This window comes from Type-E symbiont of Plautia stali, from assembly GCF_059731115.1.
The window spans coordinates 666,401-692,684 of record NZ_AP035906.1 but is presented as its reverse complement, the minus strand read 5'-3'; the positions used below and the strand labels follow the sequence as shown (position 1 = coordinate 692,684).

The 26,284-nt window shown below is 56.0% G+C and carries 24 protein-coding genes, 3 tRNA genes and 1 pseudogene; 14 read left to right on the top strand and 14 right to left on the bottom strand.

The features are described from left to right. Positions 1-4 precede the first annotated feature (4 nt). Entirely contained in the window at positions 5-703 is a 699-nt protein-coding gene (locus AC6I8L_RS03110) for a GntR family transcriptional regulator (protein ID WP_034826206.1), read from the top strand. Between the two features lie 28 nt (positions 704-731). Next, the gene (urtA, locus tag AC6I8L_RS03105) at positions 732-2,000 is read left to right on the top strand and encodes an urea ABC transporter substrate-binding protein (protein WP_058959380.1); all 1,269 of its coding nucleotides are present in this window, start codon (positions 732-734) and stop codon (positions 1,998-2,000) included. Here urtA and AC6I8L_RS03100 read toward each other — a convergent pair. Beyond that, the gene (locus tag AC6I8L_RS03100; protein ID WP_153012260.1) at positions 1,976-2,203 is read right to left on the bottom strand and encodes a hypothetical protein; all 228 of its coding nucleotides are present in this window, start codon (positions 2,201-2,203) and stop codon (positions 1,976-1,978) included. The genes urtA and AC6I8L_RS03100 overlap by 25 nt on opposite strands. Before the next feature lie 14 nt (positions 2,204-2,217). Here AC6I8L_RS03100 and urtB point away from each other — a divergent pair, with 14 nt between their 5' ends. The 4 genes from urtB to urtE are packed head-to-tail and all read left to right on the top strand — an operon-like array spanning position 2,218 to position 6,343. Then, a complete protein-coding gene (urtB, locus tag AC6I8L_RS03095) occupies positions 2,218-3,783 on the top strand; it encodes an urea ABC transporter permease subunit UrtB (RefSeq protein ID WP_058959381.1) in 1,566 nt (521 codons plus the stop codon). Then, positions 3,783-4,859, top strand: a complete 1,077-nt coding sequence (urtC, locus tag AC6I8L_RS03090) for an urea ABC transporter permease subunit UrtC (RefSeq protein ID WP_058959382.1) — start codon at positions 3,783-3,785, stop codon at positions 4,857-4,859. The genes urtB and urtC overlap by 1 nt, the downstream gene beginning before the upstream one ends. Then, the gene (gene urtD / locus AC6I8L_RS03085; RefSeq protein ID WP_058959383.1) at positions 4,852-5,643 is read left to right on the top strand and encodes an urea ABC transporter ATP-binding protein UrtD; all 792 of its coding nucleotides are present in this window, start codon (positions 4,852-4,854) and stop codon (positions 5,641-5,643) included. Before urtC ends, urtD begins: the two co-directional genes overlap by 8 nt. A 1-nt stretch (position 5,644) precedes the next feature. Next, positions 5,645-6,343, top strand: coding sequence for an urea ABC transporter ATP-binding subunit UrtE (gene urtE, locus AC6I8L_RS03080; RefSeq protein WP_038649204.1), 699 nt, complete (start codon positions 5,645-5,647; stop codon positions 6,341-6,343). A gap of 92 nt (positions 6,344-6,435) precedes the next feature. Here the strand turns inward: urtE and AC6I8L_RS03075 are convergent. The 4 genes and pseudogenes from AC6I8L_RS03075 to rbsK all read right to left on the bottom strand — a co-directional run bounded on the left by AC6I8L_RS03075 (position 6,436) and on the right by rbsK (position 11,444). Then, a pseudogene (locus tag AC6I8L_RS03075) lies at positions 6,436-8,017 on the bottom strand (methyl-accepting chemotaxis protein). 164 nt (positions 8,018-8,181) lie between these two features. After that, complete coding sequence (locus tag AC6I8L_RS03070; protein WP_058959384.1) at positions 8,182-9,195, bottom strand: aldose 1-epimerase family protein; 1,014 nt, start codon at positions 9,193-9,195, stop codon at positions 8,182-8,184. Continuing rightward, on the bottom strand, positions 9,192-10,517 hold the full coding sequence (gene fucP / locus AC6I8L_RS03065) for an L-fucose:H+ symporter permease (protein WP_058959385.1): 1,326 nt from the start codon (positions 10,515-10,517) through the stop codon (positions 9,192-9,194). The genes AC6I8L_RS03070 and fucP overlap by 4 nt, the downstream gene beginning before the upstream one ends. 9 nt (positions 10,518-10,526) lie before the next feature. After that, positions 10,527-11,444: a ribokinase gene (rbsK, locus tag AC6I8L_RS03060; RefSeq protein ID WP_058959386.1), complete on the bottom strand. Its 918-nt coding sequence runs from the start codon at positions 11,442-11,444 to the stop codon at positions 10,527-10,529. Between the two features lie 361 nt (positions 11,445-11,805). Here rbsK and deoR point away from each other — a divergent pair, with 361 nt between their 5' ends. Beyond that, on the top strand, positions 11,806-12,570 hold the full coding sequence (gene deoR, locus AC6I8L_RS03055; protein WP_058959460.1) for a DNA-binding transcriptional repressor DeoR: 765 nt from the start codon (positions 11,806-11,808) through the stop codon (positions 12,568-12,570). 2 nt (positions 12,571-12,572) lie between these two features. Here the strand turns inward: deoR and AC6I8L_RS03050 are convergent, their stop codons facing one another. Then, positions 12,573-13,520, bottom strand: coding sequence for a 2-hydroxyacid dehydrogenase (locus AC6I8L_RS03050; protein ID WP_479398002.1), 948 nt, complete (start codon positions 13,518-13,520; stop codon positions 12,573-12,575). 185 nt (positions 13,521-13,705) lie between these two features. On the opposite strand from AC6I8L_RS03050, the gene ettA reads away from it, so the two are divergent. After that, positions 13,706-15,373, top strand: a complete 1,668-nt coding sequence (ettA, locus tag AC6I8L_RS03045) for an energy-dependent translational throttle protein EttA (RefSeq protein ID WP_072017012.1) — start codon at positions 13,706-13,708, stop codon at positions 15,371-15,373. Positions 15,374-15,425: 52 nt separating this feature from the next. Here ettA and nadR read toward each other — a convergent pair whose 3' ends face one another. From nadR to serB, 3 genes are all read right to left on the bottom strand, one after another. Beyond that, positions 15,426-16,652, bottom strand: a complete 1,227-nt coding sequence (gene nadR / locus AC6I8L_RS03040; protein WP_058959387.1) for a multifunctional transcriptional regulator/nicotinamide-nucleotide adenylyltransferase/ribosylnicotinamide kinase NadR — start codon at positions 16,650-16,652, stop codon at positions 15,426-15,428. Positions 16,653-16,828: 176 nt separating this feature from the next. After that, entirely contained in the window at positions 16,829-18,211 is a 1,383-nt protein-coding gene (gene radA, locus AC6I8L_RS03035; protein WP_038649226.1) for a DNA repair protein RadA, read from the bottom strand. 13 nt (positions 18,212-18,224) lie between these two features. Next, positions 18,225-19,202 carry a phosphoserine phosphatase gene (serB, locus tag AC6I8L_RS03030; RefSeq protein WP_058959388.1) on the bottom strand — a complete coding sequence of 326 codons (978 nt, stop codon included), beginning with the start codon at positions 19,200-19,202 and terminating at the stop codon, positions 18,225-18,227. Positions 19,203-19,309: 107 nt separating this feature from the next. On the opposite strand from serB, the gene AC6I8L_RS03025 reads away from it, so the two are divergent. After that, positions 19,310-19,987 carry a YtjB family periplasmic protein gene (locus AC6I8L_RS03025; RefSeq protein ID WP_058959389.1) on the top strand — a complete coding sequence of 226 codons (678 nt, stop codon included), beginning with the start codon at positions 19,310-19,312 and terminating at the stop codon, positions 19,985-19,987. Here AC6I8L_RS03025 and yjjJ read toward each other — a convergent pair. The 4 genes from yjjJ to AC6I8L_RS03005 form a co-directional block, all read right to left on the bottom strand. Continuing rightward, positions 19,984-21,306 carry a type II toxin-antitoxin system HipA family toxin YjjJ gene (gene yjjJ / locus AC6I8L_RS03020; protein WP_058959390.1) on the bottom strand — a complete coding sequence of 441 codons (1,323 nt, stop codon included), beginning with the start codon at positions 21,304-21,306 and terminating at the stop codon, positions 19,984-19,986. The genes AC6I8L_RS03025 and yjjJ overlap by 4 nt on opposite strands. Before the next feature lie 128 nt (positions 21,307-21,434). Next, positions 21,435-22,118, bottom strand: coding sequence for a pyrimidine 5'-nucleotidase (gene yjjG / locus AC6I8L_RS03015; RefSeq protein ID WP_058959391.1), 684 nt, complete (start codon positions 22,116-22,118; stop codon positions 21,435-21,437). Between the two features lie 11 nt (positions 22,119-22,129). Then, positions 22,130-22,570: a ribosomal protein S18-alanine N-acetyltransferase gene (gene rimI / locus AC6I8L_RS03010; protein ID WP_058959392.1), complete on the bottom strand. Its 441-nt coding sequence runs from the start codon at positions 22,568-22,570 to the stop codon at positions 22,130-22,132. After that, entirely contained in the window at positions 22,542-22,952 is a 411-nt protein-coding gene (locus tag AC6I8L_RS03005) for a DNA polymerase III subunit psi (RefSeq protein WP_058959393.1), read from the bottom strand. Before AC6I8L_RS03005 ends, rimI begins: the two co-directional genes overlap by 29 nt. A 106-nt stretch (positions 22,953-23,058) precedes the next feature. Between AC6I8L_RS03005 and rsmC the strand changes: the two genes are divergently transcribed. The 4 genes from rsmC (at position 23,059) to AC6I8L_RS02985 (ending at position 24,564) form a co-directional block, all read left to right on the top strand. Next, positions 23,059-24,093 carry a 16S rRNA (guanine(1207)-N(2))-methyltransferase RsmC gene (gene rsmC / locus AC6I8L_RS03000; RefSeq protein WP_058959394.1) on the top strand — a complete coding sequence of 345 codons (1,035 nt, stop codon included), beginning with the start codon at positions 23,059-23,061 and terminating at the stop codon, positions 24,091-24,093. A 141-nt stretch (positions 24,094-24,234) separates the two neighbouring features. Further along, a tRNA-Leu gene (locus AC6I8L_RS02995) sits at positions 24,235-24,321 on the top strand. Positions 24,322-24,351: 30 nt separating this feature from the next. Further along, a tRNA-Leu gene (locus AC6I8L_RS02990) sits at positions 24,352-24,438 on the top strand. A 39-nt stretch (positions 24,439-24,477) separates the two neighbouring features. Next, positions 24,478-24,564, top strand: a tRNA-Leu gene (locus tag AC6I8L_RS02985). A gap of 109 nt (positions 24,565-24,673) precedes the next feature. Here AC6I8L_RS02985 and AC6I8L_RS02980 read toward each other — a convergent pair. Further along, positions 24,674-24,958, bottom strand: coding sequence for a DUF1435 domain-containing protein (locus AC6I8L_RS02980; RefSeq protein WP_034826266.1), 285 nt, complete (start codon positions 24,956-24,958; stop codon positions 24,674-24,676). 229 nt (positions 24,959-25,187) lie between these two features. Here AC6I8L_RS02980 and AC6I8L_RS02975 point away from each other — a divergent pair, with 229 nt between their 5' ends. Beyond that, positions 25,188-26,282, top strand: coding sequence for a GGDEF domain-containing protein (locus tag AC6I8L_RS02975; RefSeq protein WP_034826268.1), 1,095 nt, complete (start codon positions 25,188-25,190; stop codon positions 26,280-26,282). Positions 26,283-26,284 lie beyond the last annotated feature (2 nt).

Genomic DNA, 26,284 nt, shown 5'->3' with positions numbered 1-26,284 from the left:
TCGTATGCATCAAAGCCCACGCAGCAAAGGCCGCCCGGAAGCGCTGGCGGAGAAGGTTTATCAGGCATTGAAACAGGACATTTTTGAGTTTCGTTTAATGCCCGGTGACCGCTTTAGCGAAAACGAAATCGCCGATCGGCTCGACGTGAGCCGCACGCCGGTACGTCAGGCGCTGTTTTGGCTGGAGCGCGAGGGCTATGTCGAAGTGTGGTTCCGCAGCGGCTGGCAGGTGAAGCCGTTCGACTTCGAATACTTCGAAGAGCTGTACGACTTCCGCACCGTGCTGGAGCGCGAAGCAGTGCGCCGCCTGTGCGCGCTGCCGCCGCTGGCCTGTGCGGAAATCCTGAACGAACTGAAAGGTTTCTGGATCGATGCGCCACGCCTGGAGGATGGCAAAGCGGTGTCGGCGCACGACGAAGCCTTTCATATGGCGCTGGTAGCCGCCGCGGGCAATCAGGAGATGGCACGCATCCACGCCGAACTGACCGAAAAGATCCGCATCATCCGTCGTCTCGACTTTACCCGCGACGACCGGGTAGATGCGACATACCGCGAACACGCTCAGATTTTACGGGCGATTTTCCAGCAACAAACCGAGGAGGCACAACGCATTTTAACCGACCACATTGCCGTCAGTAAGGCAGAGGTCAGAAAGATCACATTGCATATGTTACAGCAGGCCCGGCTTCAACCCATTGAATAAAAACACTAACACATTTAGAGGGTTAACGATGAAAAGACGTTCGTTGCTAAAAGCTTTTGCGCTCTCCGCCACCGTGGCCAGTTTGGGCTTTATCTTTGGTGCCCAGGCCGCTGATACCATCAAAGTCGGCATCATGTCGTCGCTTTCCGGCACCATGGCGATCTCCGAGACGCCGCTGAAAGACGTGGCCCTGATGACCATTGATGAAATCAACGCCAAAGGCGGCGTGCTGGGCAAAAAGCTGGAACCGGTGGTGGTCGATCCGGCGTCTAACTGGCCGCTGTTCGCGGAAAAAGCGCGTCAGCTGTTAACACAGGATAAAGTCGCGGCGGTGTTCGGCTGCTGGACTTCGGTCTCACGTAAGTCAGTGCTGCCGGTGTTTGAAGAGCTGAACGGCCTGCTGTTCTATCCGGTGCAGTACGAAGGCGAAGAGATGTCGCCAAACGTGTTCTACACTGGTGCGGCACCCAACCAGCAGGCGATTCCGGCGGTGGAATACCTGATGAGCGAAGACGGCGGCAGCGCCAAACGCTTCTTCCTGCTGGGTACCGATTACGTCTACCCGCGTACCACTAACAAGATTCTGCGCGCCTTCCTGCACACCAAAGGCATTCAGGATAAAGACATCGAAGAGGTCTATACGCCGTTTGGCTACAGCGATTATCAGACCATCGTTTCTAACATCAAGAAGTTCTCTGCCGGTGGCAAAACGGCCGTGATCTCCACCATCAACGGTGACTCCAACGTGCCGTTCTACAAAGAGCTGGCTAACCAGGGCATTAAAGCCACGGATATTCCGGTGATCGCCTTCTCGGTCGGCGAGGAAGAACTGCGCGGCATTGATACCAAACCGCTGGTCGGTCAGTTAGCCGCGTGGAACTACTTCGAATCGGTGGATAACCCAACTAACGCGAAATTCGTGGCGGATTACCGTGCTTATGCCAAAGCGCACAACCTGCCGAACGCAGGCACCGTGGTGACCAATGACCCGATGGAAGCGACTTATGTCGGCATCCATATGTGGGCGCAGGCGGTAGAAAAAGCGGGTACCACCGATGTGGACAAAGTGCGTGCGGCAATGGCCGGACAGAGCTTTAAAGCACCGGACGGTTTTACCCTGACCATGGATAACACCAACCACCACCTGCATAAGCCGGTGATGATTGGCGAAGTGGAAGAGAACGGCCAGTTCAACGTGGTGTGGCAGACCGATAAAACGGTGCGTGCCCAGCCGTGGAGCCCGTACATCGCCGGTAATGATAAGAAACCGGATTATCCGGTGAAATCGACGAAGTAATAAGCAAAACGCGCGCTGGTGCCCGATCCGGCTCTGTAATGGAGCCAGGGCAAAGGCATCAGCCGCCTGCGGATCTTCTCTGGCAAAGTATGGGAGAGGATGCCGAATGTGATTATCAGCGTTCTTTGCTGGATCGGTCCCCTCTCCCGCTTGCGGCAGAGGGTTAGGGTGAGGTCATCCACCGCGCCCAAGCCCAACGACATACAGGATCATCATCATGACAATCCGCCGTTATCTTTGCTGTCTGCTGCTGCTCCTGCCGTGGCTCGCCCAGGCGGGCGATGGCGCGGATTTCGCCGCCGCCAGCCGCACTGAACAGGCCAACCTGCTGCAACAATGGGCGGCCACCCCGCAGGCCAGCCGCTTGCCGCTGTTGCAGGCACTGCGCAACGAAAGCATGGTCATCGACCAGAACAAACAGCCGTTTAGCAAGCAGGATGACAAACTCATCCCGCTGGATCGCGCACAACAGCCGACGGGTGACACCAAAAAGCTGTTTATGAACAACCGGCTGCGCGTGTTAATCGCCAGCGCCCTCGCCGCCCACCAGCTGGTGAGCGAGGATCCCGCGATTCGCCTGCGTGCCGCCCAACAGTTGCAAAACGACGGTGCCGCCGATCAGTTGCCGCTGATCGAACAGCGTCTCGCCGTGGAAAAAGACACTCAGGTTCACGCCGTGCTCGTCATGGCCGCCGCTAATCTGCAACTTGCCAGCCCGGATGCCCGCGTGCGCCTCAAAGCCGTCACGCTGCTCGGTGAGTCCAGCGACCCAAATATGCAGGCCAGCCTCAATCGCTTAACGCAGGCCAGCAACGAACCCGATGCGCAGGTGCGCGCCGCGGCCACGGAGAGCCTGCAACAAATCAAACATCGCCTGATGTGGGGCGATCTCTTCGGTCAGGCGTTTACCGGCCTGTCACTCGGCTCGATCCTGCTGCTAGCCGCGCTGGGTCTGGCGATCACTTACGGCCTGCTTGGCGTGATCAACATGGCGCACGGTGAGATGCTGATGCTCGGTGCGTACGCCACCTGGTTTGTACAAAACTTGTTCCAGCAGTTCGCACCACAGTGGCTGGCTTGGTATCCGCTGCTGGCGCTGCCTGTGGCATTCCTGATCACCGCGAGCATTGGCATGCTGCTGGAGCGCACCATCATTCGCCATTTATACGGCCGCCCGCTGGAAACCCTGCTCGCCACCTGGGGCATCAGTCTGATGCTGATCCAACTGGTGCGTATGCTGTTTGGCGCACAGAACCTGGAAGTGGCTAACCCAGGCTGGCTGTCTGGCGGCTGGCAAGTGTTGCCCAACCTGGTGCTGCCGTACAACCGTATTGCGGTGATCCTGTTTGTATTTGCCGTGCTGGGTCTGACCTGGCTGCTGCTCAATAAAACCCGTCTGGGCCTGAGCGTGCGCGCCGTGACGCAAAATCGCGCGATGGCCGATTGCTGCGGGGTGCCAACCGGGCGCATCGATATGCTGGCGTTTGGTCTGGGCTCTGGCATTGCTGGACTGGGCGGCGTGGCGCTGTCGCAGCTCGGCAACGTCGGCCCGGAGCTGGGACAGGGTTACATCATCGACTCTTTCCTGGTGGTGGTGCTGGGCGGCGTGGGGCAGCTGGCGGGCACCGTGGTAGCGGCCTTCGGCCTGGGCATCCTTAACAAAGTGCTGGAACCGCAGATTGGTGCGGTGCTGGGTAAAATCCTCATCCTCGTGCTGATCGTACTGTTCATTCAGAAACGTCCACAGGGCCTGTTTGCCTTCAAAGGGAGGGTAATAGACTGATGAGCCAACCCCTGACGTTAACGCTGACGCGCAAAGCGCCGCGCCTCAGCATCAGCCTCGGCATCGTGATCTCCTTGCTGCTGCTGGTGCTGCCGTTCTGCGCCCTATTACCCGCCACGCATCCGCTGGCGATCTCTACTTACACGCTGACCTTGATCGGCAAAATCCTCTGCTACGCCATCGTCGCGGTAGCGCTGGATCTGGTATGGGGCTATGCCGGATTGCTGTCTCTTGGACACGGTCTGTTCTTCGCATTAGGCGGCTATGCGATGGGCATGTACCTGATGCGCCAGGCATCGGGCGAGGGCTTACCGGCCTTTATGTCGTTCCTGTCGTGGAATGAGCTGCCGTGGTTTTGGGCCGGCACGCAACATTTTGCCTGGGCGCTGTGTCTGATCATGCTGGCGCCGGGTTTGCTGGCGCTGGTGTTCGGTTACTTCGCCTTCCGCTCAAAAATTAAAGGCGTTTACTTCTCGATCATGACGCAGGCGCTGACCTATGCCGGCATGCTGCTGTTCTTCCGCAATGAAACGGGCTTTGGCGGTAACAACGGTTTTACCGGTTTCACCACCCTGCTCGGCTTTAACGTTACCGCCACCGGCACGCGCATTGGACTGTTCGTCGCCACCGTGCTGCTGTTGTTAATCAGCCTTGGCATTGGCTTCGCACTGGCGCGCAGTAAGTTTGGGCGAGTGTTGACGGCGGTACGCGATGCCGAAAACCGCCTGATGTTCGTTGGTTACGACCCTAAAGGCTTCAAGCTGTTTGTCTGGACGCTGTCGGCGGTGTTGTGTGGTCTTGCGGGCGCGCTGTATGTGCCGCAGGTCGGCATTATCAATCCCAGTGAAATGTCGCCGACCAACTCGATTGAGGCGGCTATCTGGGTGGCACTCGGCGGGCGCGGCACCTTGATTGGCCCGCTTTTAGGGGCCGCGATTGTGAACGGGGCCAAAAGCTGGTTCACCGTCGCCTTCCCGGAATATTGGCTGTTCTTCCTCGGCCTGATGTTTATCCTCGTCACGCTGTTCCTGCCGCGTGGTGTGATTGGCCTGCTGCGCCGGAGGCGTGATGACTGAGCAACTGTTTACCCAACCCCATCCCGCCGATCGCCATCGCGATCAGAGCGATCCGGTGCTGCAACTGGAGAAGATCAACGTCTCATTTGATGGCTTCCGCGCGCTCACCGATCTGTCGCTGAAGATCGGCGTCGGTGAACTGCGCTGTGTGATCGGCCCCAACGGCGCGGGCAAAACCACGCTGATGGACGTGATCACCGGCAAAACGCGTCCCGATAACGGGCAGGTGATCTATGACCAGGATACCGATCTCACCCGCATGTCGTCGGTGGAGATCGCCCGGGCCGGCATTGGCCGCAAGTTCCAGAAACCCACGGTTTTTGAAGCGCTCACCGTATTCGAAAATCTGGAAATCGCGCTGAAAAACGATAAGTCGGTGTGGGCTAGTTTGCGTGCACGACTCAACGGCGAACAGCAGGATCGCATCAATGAGGTGCTAAAACTGCTGCGGCTGAGCGGTGAGCGGCAGCGCAAAGCGGGCTTGTTGTCGCACGGTCAGAAGCAGTTTCTCGAAATCGGCATGTTGTTAGTGCAGGACCCGCATCTGCTACTGCTCGACGAACCCGCGGCGGGTATGACCGACGCAGAAACCGAGTACACCGCCGAGCTGTTCCGCAGTCTGGCAGGCAAGCATTCGCTGATGGTGGTGGAACACGACATGGGCTTTGTCGAGACGATTGCCGATCACGTCACGGTACTGCATCAGGGCCAGGTGCTGGCAGAGGGATCGTTACGCGAAGTGCAGGCGAATGATCGGGTCATCGACGTTTATCTGGGGCGCTAAGATGCTGCAAGTATCCGAACTGAATCAATATTATGGCGGCAGCCATATTCTGCGCGGTCTTTCGTTTGAGACGAAACCGGGCGAAATTACCTGCCTGCTGGGCCGCAACGGCGTGGGTAAAACCACGCTGCTGAAATGCCTGATGGGGCTGATCCCGGCGAAATCCGGTGAGATTCGCTGGCAGGATAAGGTGATCAACAGCCGTAAGCCGCATCAGCGTGTGCAAGCGGGTATTGCTTATGTGCCGCAGGGCCGCGAAATTTTCCCGCGCCTGACGGTGGAGGAGAATCTGCTGATGGGGCTGGCACGCTTCTCGGGATCGCAGTCCAAATCCGTGCCCGAGGAGATTTACCAGCTGTTCCCGGTGCTGCGCGAAATGAAGGCCCGACGCGGCGGCGATCTGTCCGGTGGGCAACAGCAGCAACTGGCGATCGGTCGTGCGCTGGCTTGCAAGCCACAGCTGTTGATCCTCGATGAACCGACCGAAGGGATCCAGCCGTCGGTGATCAAGGAGATTGGCGCAGTGATCCGTCAGTTGGCCCAGCGTGGTGATATGGCGATCCTGCTGGTGGAGCAGTTTTACGATTTCGCCGCCGAGCTGGCCGATCAGTATCTGGTGATGTCGCGCGGAGAGATCGTGCAACGCGGCGCGGGATCCAATATGGAAGCAGAAGGCGTGCGCGGATTAGTGGCGATTTAACTTTTAACTGTAGAGTGCACGAAAAGGGCGCCATTGATGGCGCCCTACGACTCAATACCTATCGGTGTAACGGCGTAGTTTGTTGCGAGACGTTACTGAGCCGGCTTCGACTCCAACTGGAATACGCTGATATTCTCCACCAGCGAGCCGACCTGCTGATTCAGCGCGCGTGCCGATTGGGCGGACTGCTGCGACAGCGTGGCGTTCTGCTGGGTGGCGGCATCCATATGCGTCACCGCCAGGTTCACCTGCTCAATACCCACGCTCTGCTCCGCGCTAGCGGATGAGATGTTCTCCATCAGCTCGCACAGCTGCTTCACGCTCTCGACAATCTCCTGCATCGACGATCCCGCGCCTTTCACCAGCGTGTTGCCCTGCGCAATCAAACTCACTGAACGATCGGTCAGACCACGAATATCACGCGCTGCAGAAGCGGAGCGCTGTGCCAGCGCACGCACTTCCGACGCCACCACCGCAAAGCCGCGCCCATCATTCCCAGCGCGTGCCGCTTCGACCGCCGCATTCAGTGCCAGAATATTGGTCTGGAACGCAATCCCATCGATCACCGTCACGATCTCGTTGATCTCACGCGAGAACTGGTGAATCTCGCCCATCGCCACCACCACTTTTTCCACCACCTCGCCGCCCTCGCCGGCGCGCTGGCGGGTATCGCGCGCGATATCGCTGGCATGCCGTGCATTATCGGCATTGTTTTTCACCACTGACGTCAGCTGTTCCATTGAAGCGGCGGTCTCTTCCAATGCGCTGCGCTTCATTGCGCGCCGAGAGCTCGCGGCTGCCGTGCGCCACCTGGTCGGTGGTGTCGGCAATCGCTTCAGTGCCGGAACGCACACCCGTGACAATGCGCGTCAGGTTGTGGTTCATATCACGCAGCGCCGCCATCAGCTGTGCCGTTTCGTCGCGTCCTGAAACCTCAATCTGGGTGCGTAGGTCACCCGCTGCCACAGTTTTCGCCACGTTGATCGCTTGCTTCAGCGGACGCGTGATGCTCTGCACCAGCCAGGCCGTAATGCACACACCAACCAGCAAGATACAGCCCATCGCTATCAGCAGCAGCATGCGGGTATTCTGGTAATGGGCGAGGTTGTTAGCTTCTATCTCCTGATGCATCTGCTGCGCGCGTTTCAGCGTGGCAGCCACCAGATCGTCAATTTGCTGTGTCGGTGCGCGGTCGATACCGGTGACCAGATGGTCAACGCGTGCCGCACTGTTAATATCGCTGATACTGTAGTTTTCCAGCGCCGCCAGATATTTGCTCTCCAGCCCGGCATGCACCGCGCGCGCCTGTTCCACGGGAGCGTCAGGTAACCCCAGCGACGTCTGAATCTGGCTCAGCTTACTCATCAGCGCCTGCGTTTGCTGGCTCTCTTTCAAAAACGCCTTTTTGTACTTATCGAAGGTCTCCTGCCCTTGGGTGCCGCGCAACAGGGTATTTTTCCACTCCTGCACCTGTATCTTGAACTGCACCTGCGCACTGCGCGCGGTGTCGATGCTGTCGGCAATCAGGACTTCACGTGCCATCACGTCCTGATTGTTTTCCAGCGCCTGCATATTGACTTGCAGTCCGTGCAGTCCCATCAACAATGTGGCGAGCAACAGCAGCGTGGCGAGAAAACCCAGCCGCTGGCCAATTTTAAACTGATTGAGCTTCATAAATCTGAACCCTGGTAAAGAGAGAGGAGAACCAATGTGACGAATGTCGCAGGGGTTATCGTCCAACCGGGCAGTTGGCTTTATAGGATTGGCAAGGATATTGCGTGACAGTTTCGTGAATAGCGAAGCGGTAAAAATTGAGGCGGCACAAGGGCCGCCTGCGATTAGAGAATGCCGGTCTCCACACTGAAATGGCGTTGCTCGCCCGATGCCAACTCAATCAAGGTTCCAGCACGCTGTGCCGCCTTAAATCCTTCAGGCCGACAAGTTGAGGGCAGCACGTAAGCCGCAACCTGCTGATCGTGATTGTGCAGCAGCCAGCGTGTGGCGTGGGGGAATTGTCGGCTATCGAAGCGCGTCATCAAGGCATAACCTTCCGGGGCATGCAGTTCGAACTGCACCTCATGGCCGTACTGCGGCAGATCGTCGGCAAAGAACACGATCTCCGGATCGCACATCTCCGGCTGATCCAACTGCTGTAATGCCTGTGGATCGCGCGCCAGCTGATCGGTATAGGCGGTCCACTGCGGCGTCGGTTTCACGTGCGCCGGGATCGAGGTGCGCAGCTTGAAAGCATCCTGCGGGATCGACTGCTTAAAGCGGCCATTGGCCAGCCAGGCACTGTTTAAGTGGCACATGTACTGCAATGGCATTGGTGCGCCCGCCAGATTGGTGACGTTCATCTCAATCTGCAGACGCGGCGTGTTAGCGTGCAAACGCACCGCTGGAGAGGCCAGATAGTGATGGCCAAAGCCTTTCACATATTCGGTCTCCCCTTCCAGCGACACGCGATCCTGCTCCAGCACCATCCATGCGCTGTCCATGCGCGCGCAGGCCATTTCACCGTGCAGCGGATGGTCGTCATCCGGCGCCGGACAGCCGTTCGCCAGCAGGCCGGAATGGAAGGCAAAACAGCCGTAGGTGTCGATAATCGAGCTGCCCAGCAGTGGCTGTTTGAAGCTATGTCCCATGGTAAGGAAATGACCATCGAAGGTCGCGTCCCACACCATTTGACCGTAAAACGGCAGCACGATTACCGTGCCGCGTTGGTTACGGATGCGTACCGCTTCCACACCCGCCGGATAGCGAAACAGCTCGACGTGGAAATAGTCATTGTGCAACAGCGTACTCGTGGTTTCATGGAACTGCTCACGACGCAGCGGTAAACGGGTTTTCATGGCATCTCCTCAACCAGACGACCTGCCTGCATCGCCTGATTTTTATGGCGCAGTTCGCCCCAGAAATAGAAACCCACCCAGGCGAAGCACAACAGCGACACACCAAAGGCCAGCTGCATCGATCCCAGATGATCGGAGACGAAGCCCTGAATCGCCGGGATAAACGCCGCGCCGACAATCGACATGACGATAAACGCACCTGCCACTTCGGTGTACTTGTTATCCACCGTGGCCAGCGTGCCCGCGTAAATCGTCGCCCAGCAGGGTCCAAACAGCACGCTGACAAACACTGCCGCGTATACGGCGGTAAAGTTTGGCACAAACATCACCCACGCGAGGGTGATCACACCGAGAACCGAGTAGGCAATCAGCACTTTTTCTGCACGGAAGCGTGTCATCAGGAAGTTGGCGACAAACTTGCCGATAAAGAAGCAGATAAAGCTGTAAATCATAAAGTTAGAGGCGTGACGCTCATTCGTCGCGCCCAGCGTCAGCGCCAGACGGATGGTGAAGGACCACACCGCCACCTGCATCCCGACATAGAGGAACTGCGCCACGATGCCGCGTTTGAAGTGGCGATTACCGGCCAGATAGCGAAAGGTTTCGCCCAGTGACGGCAGTGACTTTTCACTCGACGCCGGTTTGCAGCGCGGATAACGGGTAAACAGGAACAGCAGCATCACCACCACTAACACCATCACCAGATATTTGTACGGCTCCAGCGTGTGTTCCAGCATGCTCAGGCGGAAGGCATGCGCCTGCTCGGCATTCATGCCCGCCATCTGCGTATGCAGACTTTCGCCGTCCTGAAACACCAGATATTTACCCAACACAATGCCCATCAGCGCACCAATCGGATAGAACGTCTGGCTGATGTTAAGACGTAGCGTGGCGTGATCGCGGTGACCAATCATCGAGCTATAGGTGTTGGCGGCCGTTTCGAGGAAGCTGAGGCCAATGGCGATGGCGAAGATCGCCGCGAGGAACATGGTGTAAGTCGCCATATGTGACGCCGGATAGAACAGCACGCAACCGACGATATACAGCACCAATCCCATCAATATCGCCAGCTTGTAAGTGGCTTTGCGGATCACCAGCGAGGCGGGAATCGCGATCAGGAAGTAGCCACCGTAAAAGGCACTCTGCACCAGCGCACTGGCAAAATCGCTCAGCGCAAATACGCTTTTGAATTGCGTAATCAGGATATCGTTTAAGCTCGCGGCACAACCCCACAATGGGAACAGGCACGAGAGCAAAATGAACTGAAACAGTGGCGTCTTATTCAGATAGCCGTCAGATTGCTGAACAATGTTCTGTTGCATGACTCGACCTCAGTTTAGGTTGAGAAAACGCTGGAAGGTTTCCGCGTCCGGGTAGGAACGTTGCGTGCCGCGTCCAGTGACGCTGCAGGCGGCATAGGCCGAGGCTTGCGCCATCGCCGTGGGAATATCGCCGGTCTTCACCAGCGTGTGCGCAAAGCAGCCGATAAAGGCATCACCGGCACCGCTGGTGTCCACCGCCTTCACTAGCGTTGGCGCGACCTGATGCAGCGTGTCGCCCGCCATCCACAGTGAACCGCGCGCACCCAAGGTGATAATCAGGTTTTTGAGGCCGCGCTTGAGCAGCGTCTGGCCTGCACGGATCACTTCATCATCGGTTCCGACCGGCATGCCGGTGAGGATCTCCAGTTCGGTTTCGTTAGGCATAAAAAAGTCGCACTTGCAGGCGTAATCGATATCGAGATTCGCCACTGCCGGCGCCGGGTTGAGGATCACTTTGATGTCGTGCTGACGGGCAAAATCAATCGCGTAATAAACGGTTTCCAGCGGGATTTCGAGTTGCAGGATAATCAGTTGGCACGCTTTCAGCCCCTCGGCCGCCGCATCAATATCGGCCGGTTTGAGCTGCTGGTTGGCGCCTTTGATGATCAGAATGCGGTTCTGCGATTGATCATCAACAAAGATCGGCGCCACGCCGCTGGAAGTGCCCGGCGCGGTGGTGACAAATTGGGTATCGACGCCCTGTTGTTTCAGGTTCGCCACGGTGTTCGGCGCAAACAGATCGTCACCCACTTTGCTCACCATCATCACGCTGCCGCCCATTTTCGCCGCGGCCACCGCCTGATTTGCGCCTTTGCCACCACAGCCGATGGCGAAATCAGGCGCTTCCAGCGTTTCGCCCGCTTTCGGCATCTGATTGGTGTAGGTAATGAGGTCCACCATATTTGACCCAATAACCGCGATATCCATTGTTTACTCCCCGGTGAATTTTTAGCATTTAAATGTTATTTAAATCACACTAGCAGGTATACAAAGTGATCTGTGTGACAAAATTCACATCCTGAGCAGCGTATGAAAACGATTTTTCTGACAGAAAGGCCCGCAACGATGTTATTATTTTAACAAAACAACATCAGCGCCGTTGACGCTTTCAGCGCGGTGTGGGAAGTTTGCGGGGCGATTTCATTACAGGTAAGATTGAAAAACTGCCGGCTAGATAAGTCGCAAATCATTAAAATATGAGAAATTTACCTTGGTTTGTCGGTGGCGCTTCTCTCGCGCCGACGGGTAAACTTTTCCCCCTCAGGATAGCCATAACACAGAGATGCTCATGGAAACCCGGCGCGAAGAACGTATTCACAAGCTGGCGCAAGCACTGAAGCGCACCGATAAGCTGCACCTGAAAGATGCGGCGCAACTGTTGGGCGTCTCAGAGATGACTATTCGTCGCGATCTGACTGAGCCAGCTTCGACGGTGGTCCTGCTCGGGGGCTACATTGTCAGCGATCCGAAAAGCCATGCCGGGCACTATTTCGTCTCTGACCAGCACGGGCAAAACGCCGCACGCAAACAGCGCCTGGCGCAGGCCGCAGCCAGTTTGATCAGCGAAAATGACACGGTGTTTTTCGACTGTGGCACCACCCTGCCTTATATCGTAGATGCAATTCCGGACACGCTGGCGTTCACCGCGATTTGCTGCGCCATGAACACCTTCCTCGCGCTGAAAGAGAAACCCGCCTGTAATGTGATATTGAGTGGCGGCGAGTTTCATGCCGATAACGCGCTGTTTACGCCGATTGGCGCGCACTCGATCCTCGACGATCTCTGCCCGACGCTGGCCTTTATCTCAGCCGCGGGGATCGATCCGGAACAGGGCGCAACCTGCTATAACATCAATGAGCTAGCGATGAAACATCACGCCATGCTGCGTTCGCGCACGCGCGTGTTAGTGGCGGACAGCAGCAAATTTGGCAAAGTGCTGCCCGCGCGCATTGGCGAGCTACGCCGTTTTGATTTACTGGTGAGTGACAGCGCGCCAGAACCGGCGCTGAAGAGCTGGCTGGCGCAACATAACATCCCGCTGCGCCTGCCTTAAAATTATGCCTTGCGATCGATCACCGCGTCGCCGTCGCGCAGACGGCGCAAGTTATTGCAGATCCCTTTGATAATTCCCTTCATTGAGACATCGGTGACGCCGCCAATGTGTGGCGTCGCGATCACGTTATAGCGGAACACCGGATCTTGTGGATCGGGTGGTTCCTGCCAGAACACATCCAGCCCGGCTCCAGCCAATTTTTTTGTCTCCAGCGCTGCCAGAAAGGCCTGTTTCTCGATCAGTCCACCGCGTCCCAGGTTGATCAGGAAGCTGTCTGGTTTCATCTGCGCCAGCGCATCGGCATTAATGATGTTATGCGTCGCAGCATTGTCAGGCAGACTGAGCACGACAAAATCGGCTTGCTGCAACAGTTCCGGCAGCTGCGCCATATTGCCGACCCAGTCGAGTTGATGTTGACGCGCAAAAGCTTCATCCGATTCACGTTTTACCCCGATCATGCGCATACCAAACGGAGCAAGTCGCTTCGCCAAAGCTTTGCCGATGCCGCCCAGCCCCACCAGTCCCACGGTTTTGCCCATCAGGCCTAAGCCAATGGGTTGACCCAGTCTCTGCTGCGCCAGGCAATCGGCGATCTCATGCTGGCGACGTGCCAGCCCAATCATCATCCAGATCCCCAATTCCGCCACCGAATCGGCATTACCGGAATGGTCGGAGGGAACATTCGCCACCATAATGCCGGCCTTTTTGGCCGCTTCAAGATCGACACCTTCCAGCCCGACACCCGCCTGCTGCACCAGCTTCAGGCGATCGGCCGTGGCGATCAGTCGGGCATCCACCCGGCACATACCAGGAATTAGCGCATCAAAACCGGCCAGACTCTCCGCCGCATGGCCCGCCGAGGCAATAAACTCCATATCCGGTAACGTCTGACGAATGGCCGGAATTAAACCGCCCCAGGCATGTTCATCTGCAGCAATTAGCACTTTCATCGAACCCCCTCCGTTTTCCAGGCAAAAAAGCAGCATAGCGACTGTTGAGTGAGAATCAATCAGTTATCCCCTGTTCAACCCCACTCCAGAAGATTCAACGCCATGCGGCTGTGATTGCCAGGTGAAAACGGCTAAACTTCAGCATCTGAGGTTCCACCATTCACAGACCAGAGGCTCATTACAACGTGGCTCAATTCGTCTATAGCATGCATCGCGTCGGCAAAGTGGTTCCGCCGAAGCGTCACATTCTGAAGAACATCTCTCTTAGCTTCTTCCCTGGCGCCAAAATCGGTGTACTCGGCCTGAACGGCGCGGGTAAATCCACCCTGCTGCGCATCATGGCCGGTATTGATACCGATATCGAAGGGGAAGCACGCCCACAACCGGGCATTAAAGTCGGCTATCTGCCGCAGGAACCCAAACTCAATCCAGAGCACACCGTGCGTGAATCTGTGGAAGAGGCGGTTTCTGAAGTGGTTGGTGCGCTGAAGCGTCTCGACGAAGTGTACGCACTGTATGCCGATCCTGATGCCGATTTCGACAAACTGGCTGCCGAACAAGGTCGTCTGGAAGAAGTGATTCAGGCGCACGATGGCCATAACCTCGACACCCAGCTGAACCGTGCTGCTGATGCGATGCGTCTGCCAGACTGGGATGCCAAAATTGGCAACCTGTCCGGTGGTGAGCGCCGCCGCGTCGCGCTGTGCCGCCTGCTGCTCGAAAAGCCAGACATGCTGCTGCTCGACGAACCGACCAACCACCTGGATGCAGAATCCGTGGCCTGGCTGGAACGTTTCCTGCACGACTTTGAAGGCACCGTGGTGGCGATCACGCACGACCGTTACTTCCTCGATAACGTTGCAGGCTGGATTCTGGAGCTGGACCGCGGTGAAGGTATTCCGTGGGAAGGTAACTACTCTTCCTGGCTGGAACAGAAAGATCAGCGCCTGGCGCAGGAAGCTTCTTCTGAAGCGGCGCGTCGTAAGTCGATTGAAAAAGAGCTGGAGTGGGTACGTCAGGGCGCGAAAGGCCGTCAGTCTAAGGGCAAAGCCCGTCTGGCGCGTTTCGAAGAGCTGAACAACACCGAATACCAGAAACGTAACGAAACCAACGAATTGTTCATTCCACCAGGTGCGCGCCTCGGCGACAAAGTGCTGGAAGTGACCAACCTGAGCAAATCGTATGGCGACCGCGTACTGATCGACGATCTGACCTTCTCGGTGCCGAAAGGCGCGATTGTCGGCATCATCGGCCCGAACGGTGCCGGTAAATCGACCCTGTTCCGCATGATGTCCGGTCAGGAACAGCCCGATTCTGGCACCATCGAGCTGGGCGAAACCGTCAAGCTGGCGTCTGTGGACCAGTTCCGTGACGCGATGGACAATTCGAAAACCGTGTTTGAAGAAGTGTCAGGTGGTCAGGACATTATGCGCGTCGGCAACGTTGAGATGCCAAGCCGTGCCTATGTCGGCCGCTTCAACTTCAAAGGCACCGATCAGGGCAAACGCGTTGGCGAACTGTCCGGTGGTGAGCGTGGTCGTCTGCACCTCGCGAAACTGCTGCAGGTTGGCGGCAACCTGTTGCTGCTCGATGAACCGACCAACGACCTGGACATCGAAACCCTGCGCGCGCTGGAAAACGCCCTGCTGGAGTTCCCAGGCTGTGCCATGGTGATCTCGCATGACCGTTGGTTCCTCGACCGTATCGCCACCCACATCATCGATTATCAGGATGAAGGTAAGGTAGAGTTCTTCGAAGGTAACTTTACCGAGTACGAAGAGTACAAGAAACGCACCCTCGGCGCTGACGCGCTGGAGCCAAAGCGTATCAAGTACAAGCGTATGGCGAAGTAATTGTCATGATGTGAAAAAGGCGCCGATTGGCGCCTTTATTATTGCTGTAAGGTTAAGCCCCCAGCATCTGCTTCACCAGCTCAACGCAGCGCAGGAAGCGCGTATCGTAGTCATCCTCTTTCACATGAACGAACTCAATGTTGTTTTCACGCAGCATGGTCACCAGCATCGACTGGAATTCGCGGCGATCCATTGAGCTGCCCAGGCTGCGCAAACCGTCTGCCACCCACGGCACGTTGTTTTCCAGCAGAATCACCAGATCGAAACGGTACTCATCGATCAGCGCCTGCACAAACGGGTGCTCGCGCCCTTCATACTTGAGGCAAAACGCCTGTGTGGTAACAAAATCGGTATCGATAAACGCCACTTTGCTGGCGTATTTCACTGCGAAATCAATGTACTGCGCCTGCCCTAAGGCAATCTTGTCGTAGTCAGAATACTGCAGCGCCATCTCATCGCCACCGAGGTGCGAGAAGACATAGTCGCGGCCATATTCCCACGCGCTGGTGGTATTGAAGATATTTGCCAGCTTGTTGACCAGCGTCGATTTTCCGCTGGATTCCCCGCCAAGGATCGCCACGGTGCGCACAAAGAACGGCTTCACTTCGGTGGGAATATATTCCCAGTAGCGGAAGGGATCCTGGCGAATCTGCCCGCCGCTGATGTTCATAAAGGATCGATGGGGATCGATCACCACCGTCGAGATGCCGAGATGCTGTTGATACATCGCCGCATCCGGCTCTTCACTGGTGTAAATGCAATCCGGCTCAATGCCCTGCTCGGAGAGGAATTTCTTCACCCCTTCGCTCCACACATCCCAGCCGTGTGGATAAGGTTCGATCCCCTCTTCATCAAACGAGTGGATGCGGATGTTCTTCTGGTACTTGAAGGTCTGTAACAACCAACGCAGACGATCGCTGACGGTTGGCTGCTGTGACATGGCGCTGTTTTCAAACAGCTCACGATCGCGCGGATCGTCATGCCCCATGATGATGTGCAGCTCATCCACCTGGCTGCAGGCGCGCTGGATCAGATAGATGTGGCCGGTGTGCAGTGGGTAGAACTTACCGAACACCACGCCAACGGTTTTGTCACGACGGGGGAATTCCAGCCCAAGAAATCGATGCAGTGCTTCCAGCTTTTGCGCGCTGGGGCTTTTGATTTTGGCATTCAGCAGCTGGCTTAAATAGCCTTTGGTCATCCCGCTGGCATCTGCAACCTGCTGCAGCGTGTGACCCTGCTGGCGTATGGCGGTTTTCAGGTAGTCGAACGATGACATTTGGTGCCTCCTGCATGGGAAATAATGGGATGGGGTATGCGCTGGCCCTCACCACGGCCCTCTCCCGTTTACGTGAGAGGGCAAAGTCTGTGCGGTACGTTTATCAAGATGCGCATGAATGCGCACGCTACATTGACGGTGAATGGCGGGGACGGCAGGTATGCCGCCCGGCGAAATTACAGCTCGTCCAATATCGCCAGTGCATCCGCCAGCTTTTTGGCGCTATACACTTTCATGCCATCGATGGCTTTTTTCGGTGCATTGCCCGCCGGCACAATCGCGCGCTTAAAACCGTGCTTGGCCGCTTCGGATATGCGCTCCTGACCGCTGGGTACCGGACGAATTTCACCGGCCAGCCCTACTTCACCGAAGATCACCAGATCCTGCGGCAGCGGACGATCGCGCAAGCTTGATACCATTGCCAGCAGTAGCGCAAGGTCAGCACTGGTTTCGGTGACTTTCACACCGCCGACTACGTTGACGAACACATCCTGATCCGCCATCTGCAAACCGCCGTGTCGATGCAGCACTGCCAGCAAAATCGCCAGACGGTTTTGCTCCAGGCCAACCGCAACGCGACGCGGGTTGCCCATCATCGAGTGATCCACCAGCGCCTGAATCTCCACCAGCAGCGGGCGCGAACCTTCCCACACCACCATAACCGAACTGCCAGAGGTGACTTCATCGCCGCGTGACAGGAAAATGGCTGACGGGTTGCTGATTTCACGCATGCCCTGCTCGGTCATGGCGAACACGCCCAATTCGTTCACCGCACCGAAGCGGTTTTTATGACTGCGCAGCGTGCGGAAACGGGAATCGGCATCGCCATCCAGCATCACTGAACAGTCGATGCAGTGCTCCAGCACTTTTGGCCCGGCCAGCGAGCCATCTTTGGTCACGTGGCCGACCATCACAATCGCCACGCCGCGTGTTTTAGCGAAGCGCGTCAGGTAAGCGGCAGTTTCACGCACCTGCGCTACGCTCCCGGGCGAAGACTGGATATCCGCCATGTGCATCACCTGGATGGAGTCGATTACCATCAGTTTCGGCTGCTCCTGCTCGGCGATCAGACAGATCTGCTCGATGCTGGTTTCCGACAACATGTTCAGGTTTTCGGTGGGTAATCCCAGACGATGGGCGCGCATTGCGACCTGTTGCAGCGATTCTTCACCGGTGACATACAGGGTTTTCATCCCTTCGGACAGCTTGCACATCACCTGCAACAGCAGCGTCGATTTACCGGCTCCCGGATTACCACCGATCAAAATCGCACTGCCTGGCACTACGCCGCCGCCCAACACGCGATCAAACTCTTTGAAGCTGGTGGAGAAACGCGGCACGGCTTCGAGGCTGATTTCGGACAGCTTTTGCACCCGGCTGGGTCCCGCGCTACCGGCATAGCCGCTCAGACGCTCGTTACGCGCTGCTGCAGGCGAGGCGGCAATACGCACCTCGGTGATGGTGTTCCACGCGTTGCAGGCGCTGCACTGCCCCTGCCAGCGTGGATAATCTGCGCCGCACTCGTTACAAACGAAGGCGCGTTTTGCCGCTTTGGCCAAATCAAATCCTCAGTTAACGCTCTTCGTGAATCAGGCTGCCGGTCAGGATGCAGAACACACCCATCAAATCGGCATGGCGGATAATGATCGACGCCTGCTCATTCACTTTGGGCTTAGCGTGGTAAGCGATACCCAATCCCGCCGCCTTGATCATCGGCAGATCGTTGGCGCCATCGCCAATCGCGACAGTTTGTTCTGGCGCAATGTCATGGCGCTCGGCGAGATTTTTCAGGGTATCGGCTTTAAATTGCGCATCAACAATCTGCCCCAGCACTTCGCCCGTCAGCTTACCATCGCGCATTTCCAGCTCGTTGGCGACGGCCGCCGCCAGATGCAGTGTCTGACGCAGATAATCGGCGTAGTAAGTGAAGCCGCCGGAGGCAATCGCCACCTGCCAGCCCAGCGCCTGCAGTTTATGCACCAGCGTGGTCAGGCCTGGCATCAGTGGCAGCGTATCGCGTACTTGCTTAAGGATGTTGGCATCAGCGCCCGCCAGTTTTGCCACGCGCTCACGCAGGCTGGCTTTGAAGTCCAGCTCACCGCGCATCGCGCGTTCGGTGACTTCTGACACCTGCTCGCCGCAGCCCGCCAGTTTGGCGATCTCATCGATACATTCGATCTGAATCGCGGTGGAATCCATATCCATCACCAGCAATCCTGGGGTTTTCAGATGCGGGATCTTGCCAAGCGGCGCCACATCAAATCCCACATCGTGCGCCAGTTTGGTCGCACGGGGCGTCAGCGAACCGGCCAGACGAACCACCTGATACTCATCGACATTCCAGGCACTGACGATCACCATCGCCGCACCCAGCAGATGCTGATAATCGGTCAGTTTTTGTTTATCGAGTCCGCGCCCATACAGCAACCAGCCAGTCCGACCGGCACGGTAATCCAGCGGCATCACTTCATCACCGCTGAGAGAGAGGGGTAGACCCGGCCAGAGTGAAACATCGGCGGGCAGATCGCACCAGGTAAGACGATTTGGCATTACAGCTCCTGTAGGGACAACAAAACCACGCAAGAGGCTACCTTGTCTGCGCGGGTTCTGGCAACATAATTGCCAGCCTTTCTGCTGTTACGTCACACGGGTTTCTGATGGTTAAAACCGCACTGAAATTTCGCCTGCATCGCACGGTGATTGTTCTTATCTCGCTGGCCCTGTTAGTGGTGCTGATGCAAGGGGCATCCTGGTTCAGTCTCGGCCACCAAATGGCCCGCTCTGAGCAGGTGGAAGAACTCGCGCATACGCTGACGCGCCAGGTGGCATTTAGCCTCAAACCGCTGATGGACAACAGCGACGACAACCGTACGCAAATCGAAGCCATCCTTAATCAGATGACCGATAACAGCCGCATTCTGGATGCCTCGGTGTATGCCGACGACGGCAGCCTGGTGGCGCACAGCGGCGAAAGCATTAACGTGCGCGATCGTCTGGCGCTGGATGGTAAACGTGCCGGCAGCTACTTCAACCATCAAATCGTGCAGCCGCTGGAAGGCAAAGAGGGACCGCAGGGCTTTCTGCGCGTGACGCTGGATACCCACGTGCTGGTCACCGAATCACGCCAGGTGGACAACACCACCAACATTTTGCGGTTGATGATGCTGCTGGCGCTGGCGATTGGCATCATCCTCACTCGTACGCTGCTGCGCGACCGCCGCACCCGCTGGCAGCAATCGCCGTTCCTGCTCACCGCCAGCCGCGCGGTGAAAGAGGATAAGGAACGAGAGGAAGAAGAAGCGGCCACCACCTCAGAGAATGAAAAAAGCCGTTAAGCCATTTTATGGATGGTCTCATCCAGCGTATCCAACTGCTGCAATGCTTGCGTGGCGATACGCTGGAAATTGGCGCTGAACGTTTCGTCATCCGCAATCGCCTGCCAGTATGTTTTCGCCATTCCACAAGCTGTGCGCCACACTTCACCCGGTAATGAGATATCTAACTTTAATGCCAGTTCATCACGCATATGCCCCTGCGAGTTAGGAGCCAGTGCCATTGGCAGCATGTCGTAGGCAGGTGTCAGATTGAATGTTTCCCGGTCGGTGAAGAAAGATAAATTCCCTGCGTGCATATCACTGTTACCAATCAGGCAACCAAATGCCCATTGCAAGGTGCCATGCTCTAAAGCGACATCATCAATGCGCTGCTGATGGTGCAGTTCACGCAGTGCAGCAGGCCAGTGTTGTTGATAACCAACAAACTCTGCGCTGACGGCCTCAAGTGAACTCATCTCGCGTCGACCACGCTCACCGATGCGATCAAAACGCTGTACTTCAAGAAATAGCTGCTCTTCACCTGCAATCAATTGGCTTTGCGCCGCCGTCACACCTGCGGCTTGAAGATGCAGCAATGCCAGATGTTCCGCACGGAGCAAATCACGCCAGCGCTGCGCATTATCGCTGTGGCGCGACACAGTGAATTTCACCAGACAGTGACGATCGCCATTCGCTGTCGTGGCATAGCAGAGAAATTTCGGTTGCTCGCCGCCCGCCGATGACCCTGGCTCATCGCCACTTAGCGCATGCAGTGCTCGCTGCGGGTAAGATGACGCTTTCTCTTCTTCACTGATGGCGCGCGGTGCTTCCTGCTCTAACCAACGCTGATAGGTGCGCTCACCGATGATGAATGCGCCTGGCATGTCGACGCCACCGCTTGCCAGCGCCATTAAACACTGATCGTCACTCCACAGGCGAATGTCGTCATTTAATCCCAATGGATGGGCATTCTCTCTGCCCCACTGACGACCAATAAAACCTTGCGGGCGCATATCCTGTAAAAACCACGGCAACCCTTCGTAAAAGTGGCCTCGCCCCTGCTCATCGTTATGCAGGCAACTGCCCTGCGGCCAGGTCGGTAACAAAGTGCCTGCGGGCTGCGCCTGGCCATGTGCAGAGATGCGATACAGCGGGAAGCGGTCTTCACCGCGAATCGGACGGAGCAAGGCATAGCGCGACGCGCGGGCTCTGCCCCATCTCACGATTTGGGGCTGTTGCCGTAATTGCCGCGACAACGTCGCCTGACTGATGCCAGAGCGTTGCAGTAAATCGGCTGCACTGAGCGGTCCCGCCAGCAGCAAGCTTTGCAGATCGACCATTGTCGTTCACCCTATCAGCGCCTGATGAATAGATTAGTGAATAGATTTATGCATAGATTTTATCATAAAAAAAGCCCGCACAGCGGGCTTCTTCCAATCATCACAACGTTAACGGTGAATAGATACTTTTAGCGTTCTGTCAGCAATGCCTGCAGCTCAGCCAGCGTCTTCACCTGCCAGGTCGGTTTGATATGTTCAGGCAGTGGACGCGTGCCGTGATCGATCCAGCAGGTTTTTAGCCCGGCATTCATCCCGCCCAGAATGTCAGACTCAGGGGTATCACCGACCATCAACACGCGGCTGCGATCCGGGTTGCCAAGCAACGCCAGCGTGTGGTCGAAAATCGCCACATCCGGCTTCGGTACGCCGACCTGCTCAGAAATCACCAGCTCATCAAAGAACTCGCGGAATCCGGTACGTTCCAGACGCGCCTGCTGCAAAGCGGTGAAGCCGTTGGTAATGATGGCGATCTTCACCTTTCCCTTCAGCGCATTGAGCAACTCAGCAGCACCGTCGAGAGGCAGGCAAATATCTGCCATGGCACTGAGGAAATCACTGTTCAGCACTTCAGGCGCGACGCTGAGTTTCTCACCCCACAAGGTGAAACGACGTGTTTGCAGCTGCAAGGCTGAAATGGTGCCGTTTTGATAATCGACCCACAGCGGTTTGTTGATCGCCTGATAATCGGCGTAATCCTGATCGCTGAAGTGCACGTCATAGCTGGCAAACATGCGCTGTAAACCGGCGTAAGCGTCAAAATGAAAAAGTGTGTCATCCGCATCAAACAGGATGCAGTCCCAGTCGTTTAACATAGTGTCCCTTTTTAGAGAGTGAGCGCCATGATAATGGCATCTTCACGGCCGTTGGCGGTGGGATAGTAATTGGGTCGTACGCTGACCTGATGGAAATCAAGTTGCTCATACAGCGCAATTGCCGGGTGATTCGAGGCTCGCACTTCCAGCCACAGCGTCAGCACTTCGCGCTTTTCCAGTTCAGCAATCAAATGCTGCAGCAGCTGGCGCGCATAGCCACGGCGCTGAAAATCGGGATCGACCGCAATGTTGAACAGCGAGGCTTCATCCAGCACCACTTGCGTAATGGCGAACCCTGCCAGTTTACCCTCGGCTTCCAGACGATAATTCACAAAACGTTCGCCCTGATTACTGGCAAACGTCTGCTCGCTCCACGGAAAGGCGTGGCTGCGACGTTCAATGGCCAGCAGCTGCGGCTGGTCTTCAGGGGTGACTAAAGAGATGGCTGTCATGGTTACACATCTGTTGCCACAGGGCGCGTTTTGCCGCACCACTGCTGATTAATTCGTTGAAAACGGCGGTGGAAAAGGTGATGCCGTTAAAGGTGTATTCGCTCTCGACGCCCAGCAACCAACCGGCACAATCCACCTGCTCAGGCAGCATCGGCAGCTGTTCCGGCGTCAGCGTCATCACCTGCGAAGGCTGAATATTCAGGGCATGCAGGACATCGCGAATTAAGGGTTCCTGCAGCGCGGGAGCATGTTCCGCTACCATCACCAGGCGGGTGTCCGGGGCCAGCGTCACGGCAATTTCACCCTGCAGCACGCGCGGACGCCGCAATTGATACTGCGTAATCCCCATTTGCTGTAGAAGCCAGTCGCGCCTTGTGCTCATGCTATTACCCGTTATGCTGCCAGAATGCGACGCTATGCTAGCAAACCCATCGAACATGCGCCAACAAAGCACTATAATCCCCGCTCTGATTTAACAGGAGCGTTCCATGTCTGCTTTTACCCCGGCCAGCGAAGTCATTCTGCGCCACAGTGATGAATTTACCGCCCGCCATGTTTTGTTTGCTGGCGACCTGCAGGATGACCTGCCCGCCCAGCTGGAAACCGCATTAACGCGCGTGCACACCCAGCAGTACCATCACTGGCAGAACCTGAGCCGTCGCCTCGGTGAACGTGCGGTTTACAGCATGGTGGCCACTGCCGCCGATGTTGAAGGCTGCGATACGCTGGTTTACTTCTGGACGAAGAACAAGCCGGAAGCGCAGTTCCAGCTGCAAAACCTGCTGTCGCTGATGCCGGTCGGCTGCGATATCTTTGTGGTCGGTGAAAACCGCAGTGGCGTGCGCAGTGCGGAAGGCATGCTGGAAGACTGGACGAAACTGGAAAAAGTCGACAGTGCACGTCGTTGCGGTCTCTATCATGGTCGTCTGGATACACAGCCAACCTTTGATGCCAGCAGCTACGGCAATACTTACATGATCGAGCACCTCACCATCCACACGCTGCCGGGTGTATTCAGCCGCGATGGTCTGGATATCGGTAGCGATCTCCTGCTCTCCACGCTGGAGCCGCACTTCCGTGGCAAAGTGCTGGATATCGGCTGCGGCAGCGGCGTGCTGGCCACCGTGATGGCACAAATCTCCCCGCGCGTGCGGTTGTGGCTGTGTGATGTGCATGCCGCAGCGATTGAAGCCAGTAAACTGACGCTGGCCGCCAACGAACTGGAAGGGGAAGTGTTCGCCAGTAACGTCTTCTCGGATGTCACAGGCCGTTTCGATATGATCATCTCTAATCCACCGTTCCATGACGGCCTGCAAACCAGCCTTGATGCGGCCAACACGCTGATTCGTGGTGCCTTGAAGCATCTGAACAGCGGCGGTGAACTGCGTATTGTGGCTAACGCCTTCCTACCCTATCCGCAGATTCTGGATGAGACCTTCGGTAACCACGAAGTGCTGGCGCAGACCGGACGCTTTAAGGTCTACCGAGCCGTCTACGGACGCGGCACCAAAGCGCGTAAATAACCCATTTTGCGCTTCCCGACGGTGAAAATGTTGTTTTTTGCAGCAATCGTTTCATCGTCGTGAAATATGTATTGACGCAAAGAGTAAAATCTCTAGAATGCGCCTCCGTGGTTAGCAATACTTTAGAGTGTTGCAGGGTACGCGACGGTGGCGGAATTGGTAGACGCGCTAGCTTCAGGTGTTAGTGTCCTTACGGACGTGAGGGTTCAAGTCCCTCCCCTCGCACCAATAATCACAAAGTTTATATCATAGCACTGAGCGATGGTGGCGGAATTGGTAGACGCGCTAGCTTCAGGTGTTAGTGTTCTTACGGACGTGAGGGTTCAAGTCCCTCCCTTCGCACCAATGCGATGGTATAAACAAGACAAGTAAAGACAACACAATGCGATGGTGGCGGAATTGGTAGACGCGCTAGCTTCAGGTGTTAGTGTTCTTACGGACGTGAGGGTTCAAGTCCCTCCCTTCGCACCACGTTGTCTGAATTGCCTGCCCCTTCTGGTAGTAAAATCCCCATTTGAATCAAAAGAAAATATCACGCACTGAGCGTGATGTTGTCGTTTCTGTCATCCTGAAAGCAGGATCAGATGATATGGAAATTCACGGTGACCGCCGCCGCCCCGCCCGCCAATGCCAGACAAGAAGGCAGCAGCAAATAATGACGCAGACGATGATGGAACAACATCACTACTGTCAGCAACAGCGCAACAATCATCACCACGCGCCACTGGCTGAAACTCGGCTCCCACAGCGCAAAAATCGGTAAAGCCGCACAGGGCAACAAGACTCCCCAACCGCTGTCTAGCCGCTTACCCATCATCCAGCTCACGCCCCATAAGCCGCAGGCAGCCATCATCGCCATGATCATCGCGCAACCCTCAAATGATAAATATTCGTATTATCATATGACAATATTTCTCATCTTGCAGCGAATTTTTTATCGAGGGATGCGTTGGATGACAGATTTACTGGAAAATGCTAAATTGCCGCCGATAACTATTTCGATAACACGTCAATAACGTGCTCACTATCCGATTTGCGGGAGTATTTCCCACGGGTAGCGCTTTGATATTTCAGGGCTGTGAAGAGTAATAATAATGAAATTACAATCTTATGATGAGTTGAAACACAGCAAATATCGGCTTTCGCTGATGCTCTTTTTGTTTTTAAATGTCGCCGTTTCGCTTTTTTGCCTGTTACCTTTTTTAGGCACAGATAGCCCGGTAAGCTCGCTGCCAGTAGGGATTGTCGCGGCTTTCAGCCTGACATTACTGACCGTTTGTCTGATGATGCCAAAACGGAAATTACCGCTATTAAATCCTGTTGCCATGATATTAGGTGCGCTCTGGGCATGGCACATTAACCACAGGTATCATCAGGTTTTTTATTTTGATGGCAGTTTTTTAATAATCAGCTTGTTAAGCGTATTTTTTGTCAGTGCCATTGCGCTCAGTGATTATTTGATCGCATTTTGTTTACACATTACGCCCCCCGTATTAACCGTATTGTTATTAGATGATGGTCAGCATTTAATGATGATCATTTTTACGATCACGCTGCCGTTGATTGGTTTCTCGCTGCATCATTTAATGCGCCGCCGCTTTGATACTTTTACCCGACGACTGGTTAGCCAGTTATATGAGGAAAAAGAGAGTTTTAGCGATTTGAGTATGCTGGATCCGCTCACTGGTTTGTATAACCGCCGTGGCCTGAAAAATCGCCTCGACACCATCCTGGAAAACCACGCGGGCAGTCATTACGTACTGCTGCTGGATATTGACCACTTCAAAGCCTACAACGACAACTACGGTCATGCGATGGGCGATCAGGCGCTGGCGCGGGTATCGGTTGCCATTCGTGATGCCGTGCGTTCACGCGATGTGGTTACACGGTATGGCGGTGAAGAGTTTCTGGTGCTGATGACCAACGTTAACGCATCGATTGCGATGAAGCTGGCGGAGCGCATTCGTCAGTACGTAGTGGACCTCGAAATCCCGCATCGCTTTAATGAAAAGGTCTCCACTCATGTCACCATCAGTGCCGGGATCGCGCCTATTTTTGGCGATGAGTTTGACCAGGCGGTGGCAAATGCTGACCGCGCATTATACGTCGCGAAAAATCAGGGGCGTAACACCATACTCGCCTGGGAAGATTTGCCGAGGCTGACGCAAGTCAGTAATGACCTGATGTAACC

Coding starts and splice junctions, on each gene's coding strand:
- urtD (WP_058959383.1), top strand. CDS start 4,852: ATGACTGAGCAACTGTTTACCCAACCCCATCCCGCCGATCGCCATCGC.
- rsmC (WP_058959394.1), top strand. CDS start 23,059: ATGTCTGCTTTTACCCCGGCCAGCGAAGTCATTCTGCGCCACAGTGAT.
- AC6I8L_RS03100 (WP_153012260.1), bottom strand. CDS start 2,203: ATGTCGTTGGGCTTGGGCGCGGTGGATGACCTCACCCTAACCCTCTGC.
- rbsK (WP_058959386.1), bottom strand. CDS start 11,444: ATGGATATCGCGGTTATTGGGTCAAATATGGTGGACCTCATTACCTAC.
- AC6I8L_RS03005 (WP_058959393.1), bottom strand. CDS start 22,952: ATGAGCACAAGGCGCGACTGGCTTCTACAGCAAATGGGGATTACGCAG.
- serB (WP_058959388.1), bottom strand. CDS start 19,202: ATGCCAAATCGTCTTACCTGGTGCGATCTGCCCGCCGATGTTTCACTC.
- AC6I8L_RS02975 (WP_034826268.1), top strand. CDS start 25,188: ATGAAATTACAATCTTATGATGAGTTGAAACACAGCAAATATCGGCTT.
- urtE (WP_038649204.1), top strand. CDS start 5,645: ATGCTGCAAGTATCCGAACTGAATCAATATTATGGCGGCAGCCATATT.
- urtB (WP_058959381.1), top strand. CDS start 2,218: ATGACAATCCGCCGTTATCTTTGCTGTCTGCTGCTGCTCCTGCCGTGG.
- yjjJ (WP_058959390.1), bottom strand. CDS start 21,306: ATGGTCGATCTGCAAAGCTTGCTGCTGGCGGGACCGCTCAGTGCAGCC.
- fucP (WP_058959385.1), bottom strand. CDS start 10,517: ATGCAACAGAACATTGTTCAGCAATCTGACGGCTATCTGAATAAGACG.
- yjjG (WP_058959391.1), bottom strand. CDS start 22,118: ATGTTAAACGACTGGGACTGCATCCTGTTTGATGCGGATGACACACTT.
- AC6I8L_RS03070 (WP_058959384.1), bottom strand. CDS start 9,195: ATGAAAACCCGTTTACCGCTGCGTCGTGAGCAGTTCCATGAAACCACG.
- urtC (WP_058959382.1), top strand. CDS start 3,783: ATGAGCCAACCCCTGACGTTAACGCTGACGCGCAAAGCGCCGCGCCTC.
- AC6I8L_RS03050 (WP_479398002.1), bottom strand. CDS start 13,520: ATGAAAGTGCTAATTGCTGCAGATGAACATGCCTGGGGCGGTTTAATT.
- AC6I8L_RS03025 (WP_058959389.1), top strand. CDS start 19,310: ATGGTTAAAACCGCACTGAAATTTCGCCTGCATCGCACGGTGATTGTT.
- nadR (WP_058959387.1), bottom strand. CDS start 16,652: ATGTCATCGTTCGACTACCTGAAAACCGCCATACGCCAGCAGGGTCAC.
- deoR (WP_058959460.1), top strand. CDS start 11,806: ATGGAAACCCGGCGCGAAGAACGTATTCACAAGCTGGCGCAAGCACTG.
- rimI (WP_058959392.1), bottom strand. CDS start 22,570: ATGACAGCCATCTCTTTAGTCACCCCTGAAGACCAGCCGCAGCTGCTG.
- AC6I8L_RS02980 (WP_034826266.1), bottom strand. CDS start 24,958: ATGATCATGGCGATGATGGCTGCCTGCGGCTTATGGGGCGTGAGCTGG.
- urtA (WP_058959380.1), top strand. CDS start 732: ATGAAAAGACGTTCGTTGCTAAAAGCTTTTGCGCTCTCCGCCACCGTG.
- AC6I8L_RS03110 (WP_034826206.1), top strand. CDS start 5: ATGCATCAAAGCCCACGCAGCAAAGGCCGCCCGGAAGCGCTGGCGGAG.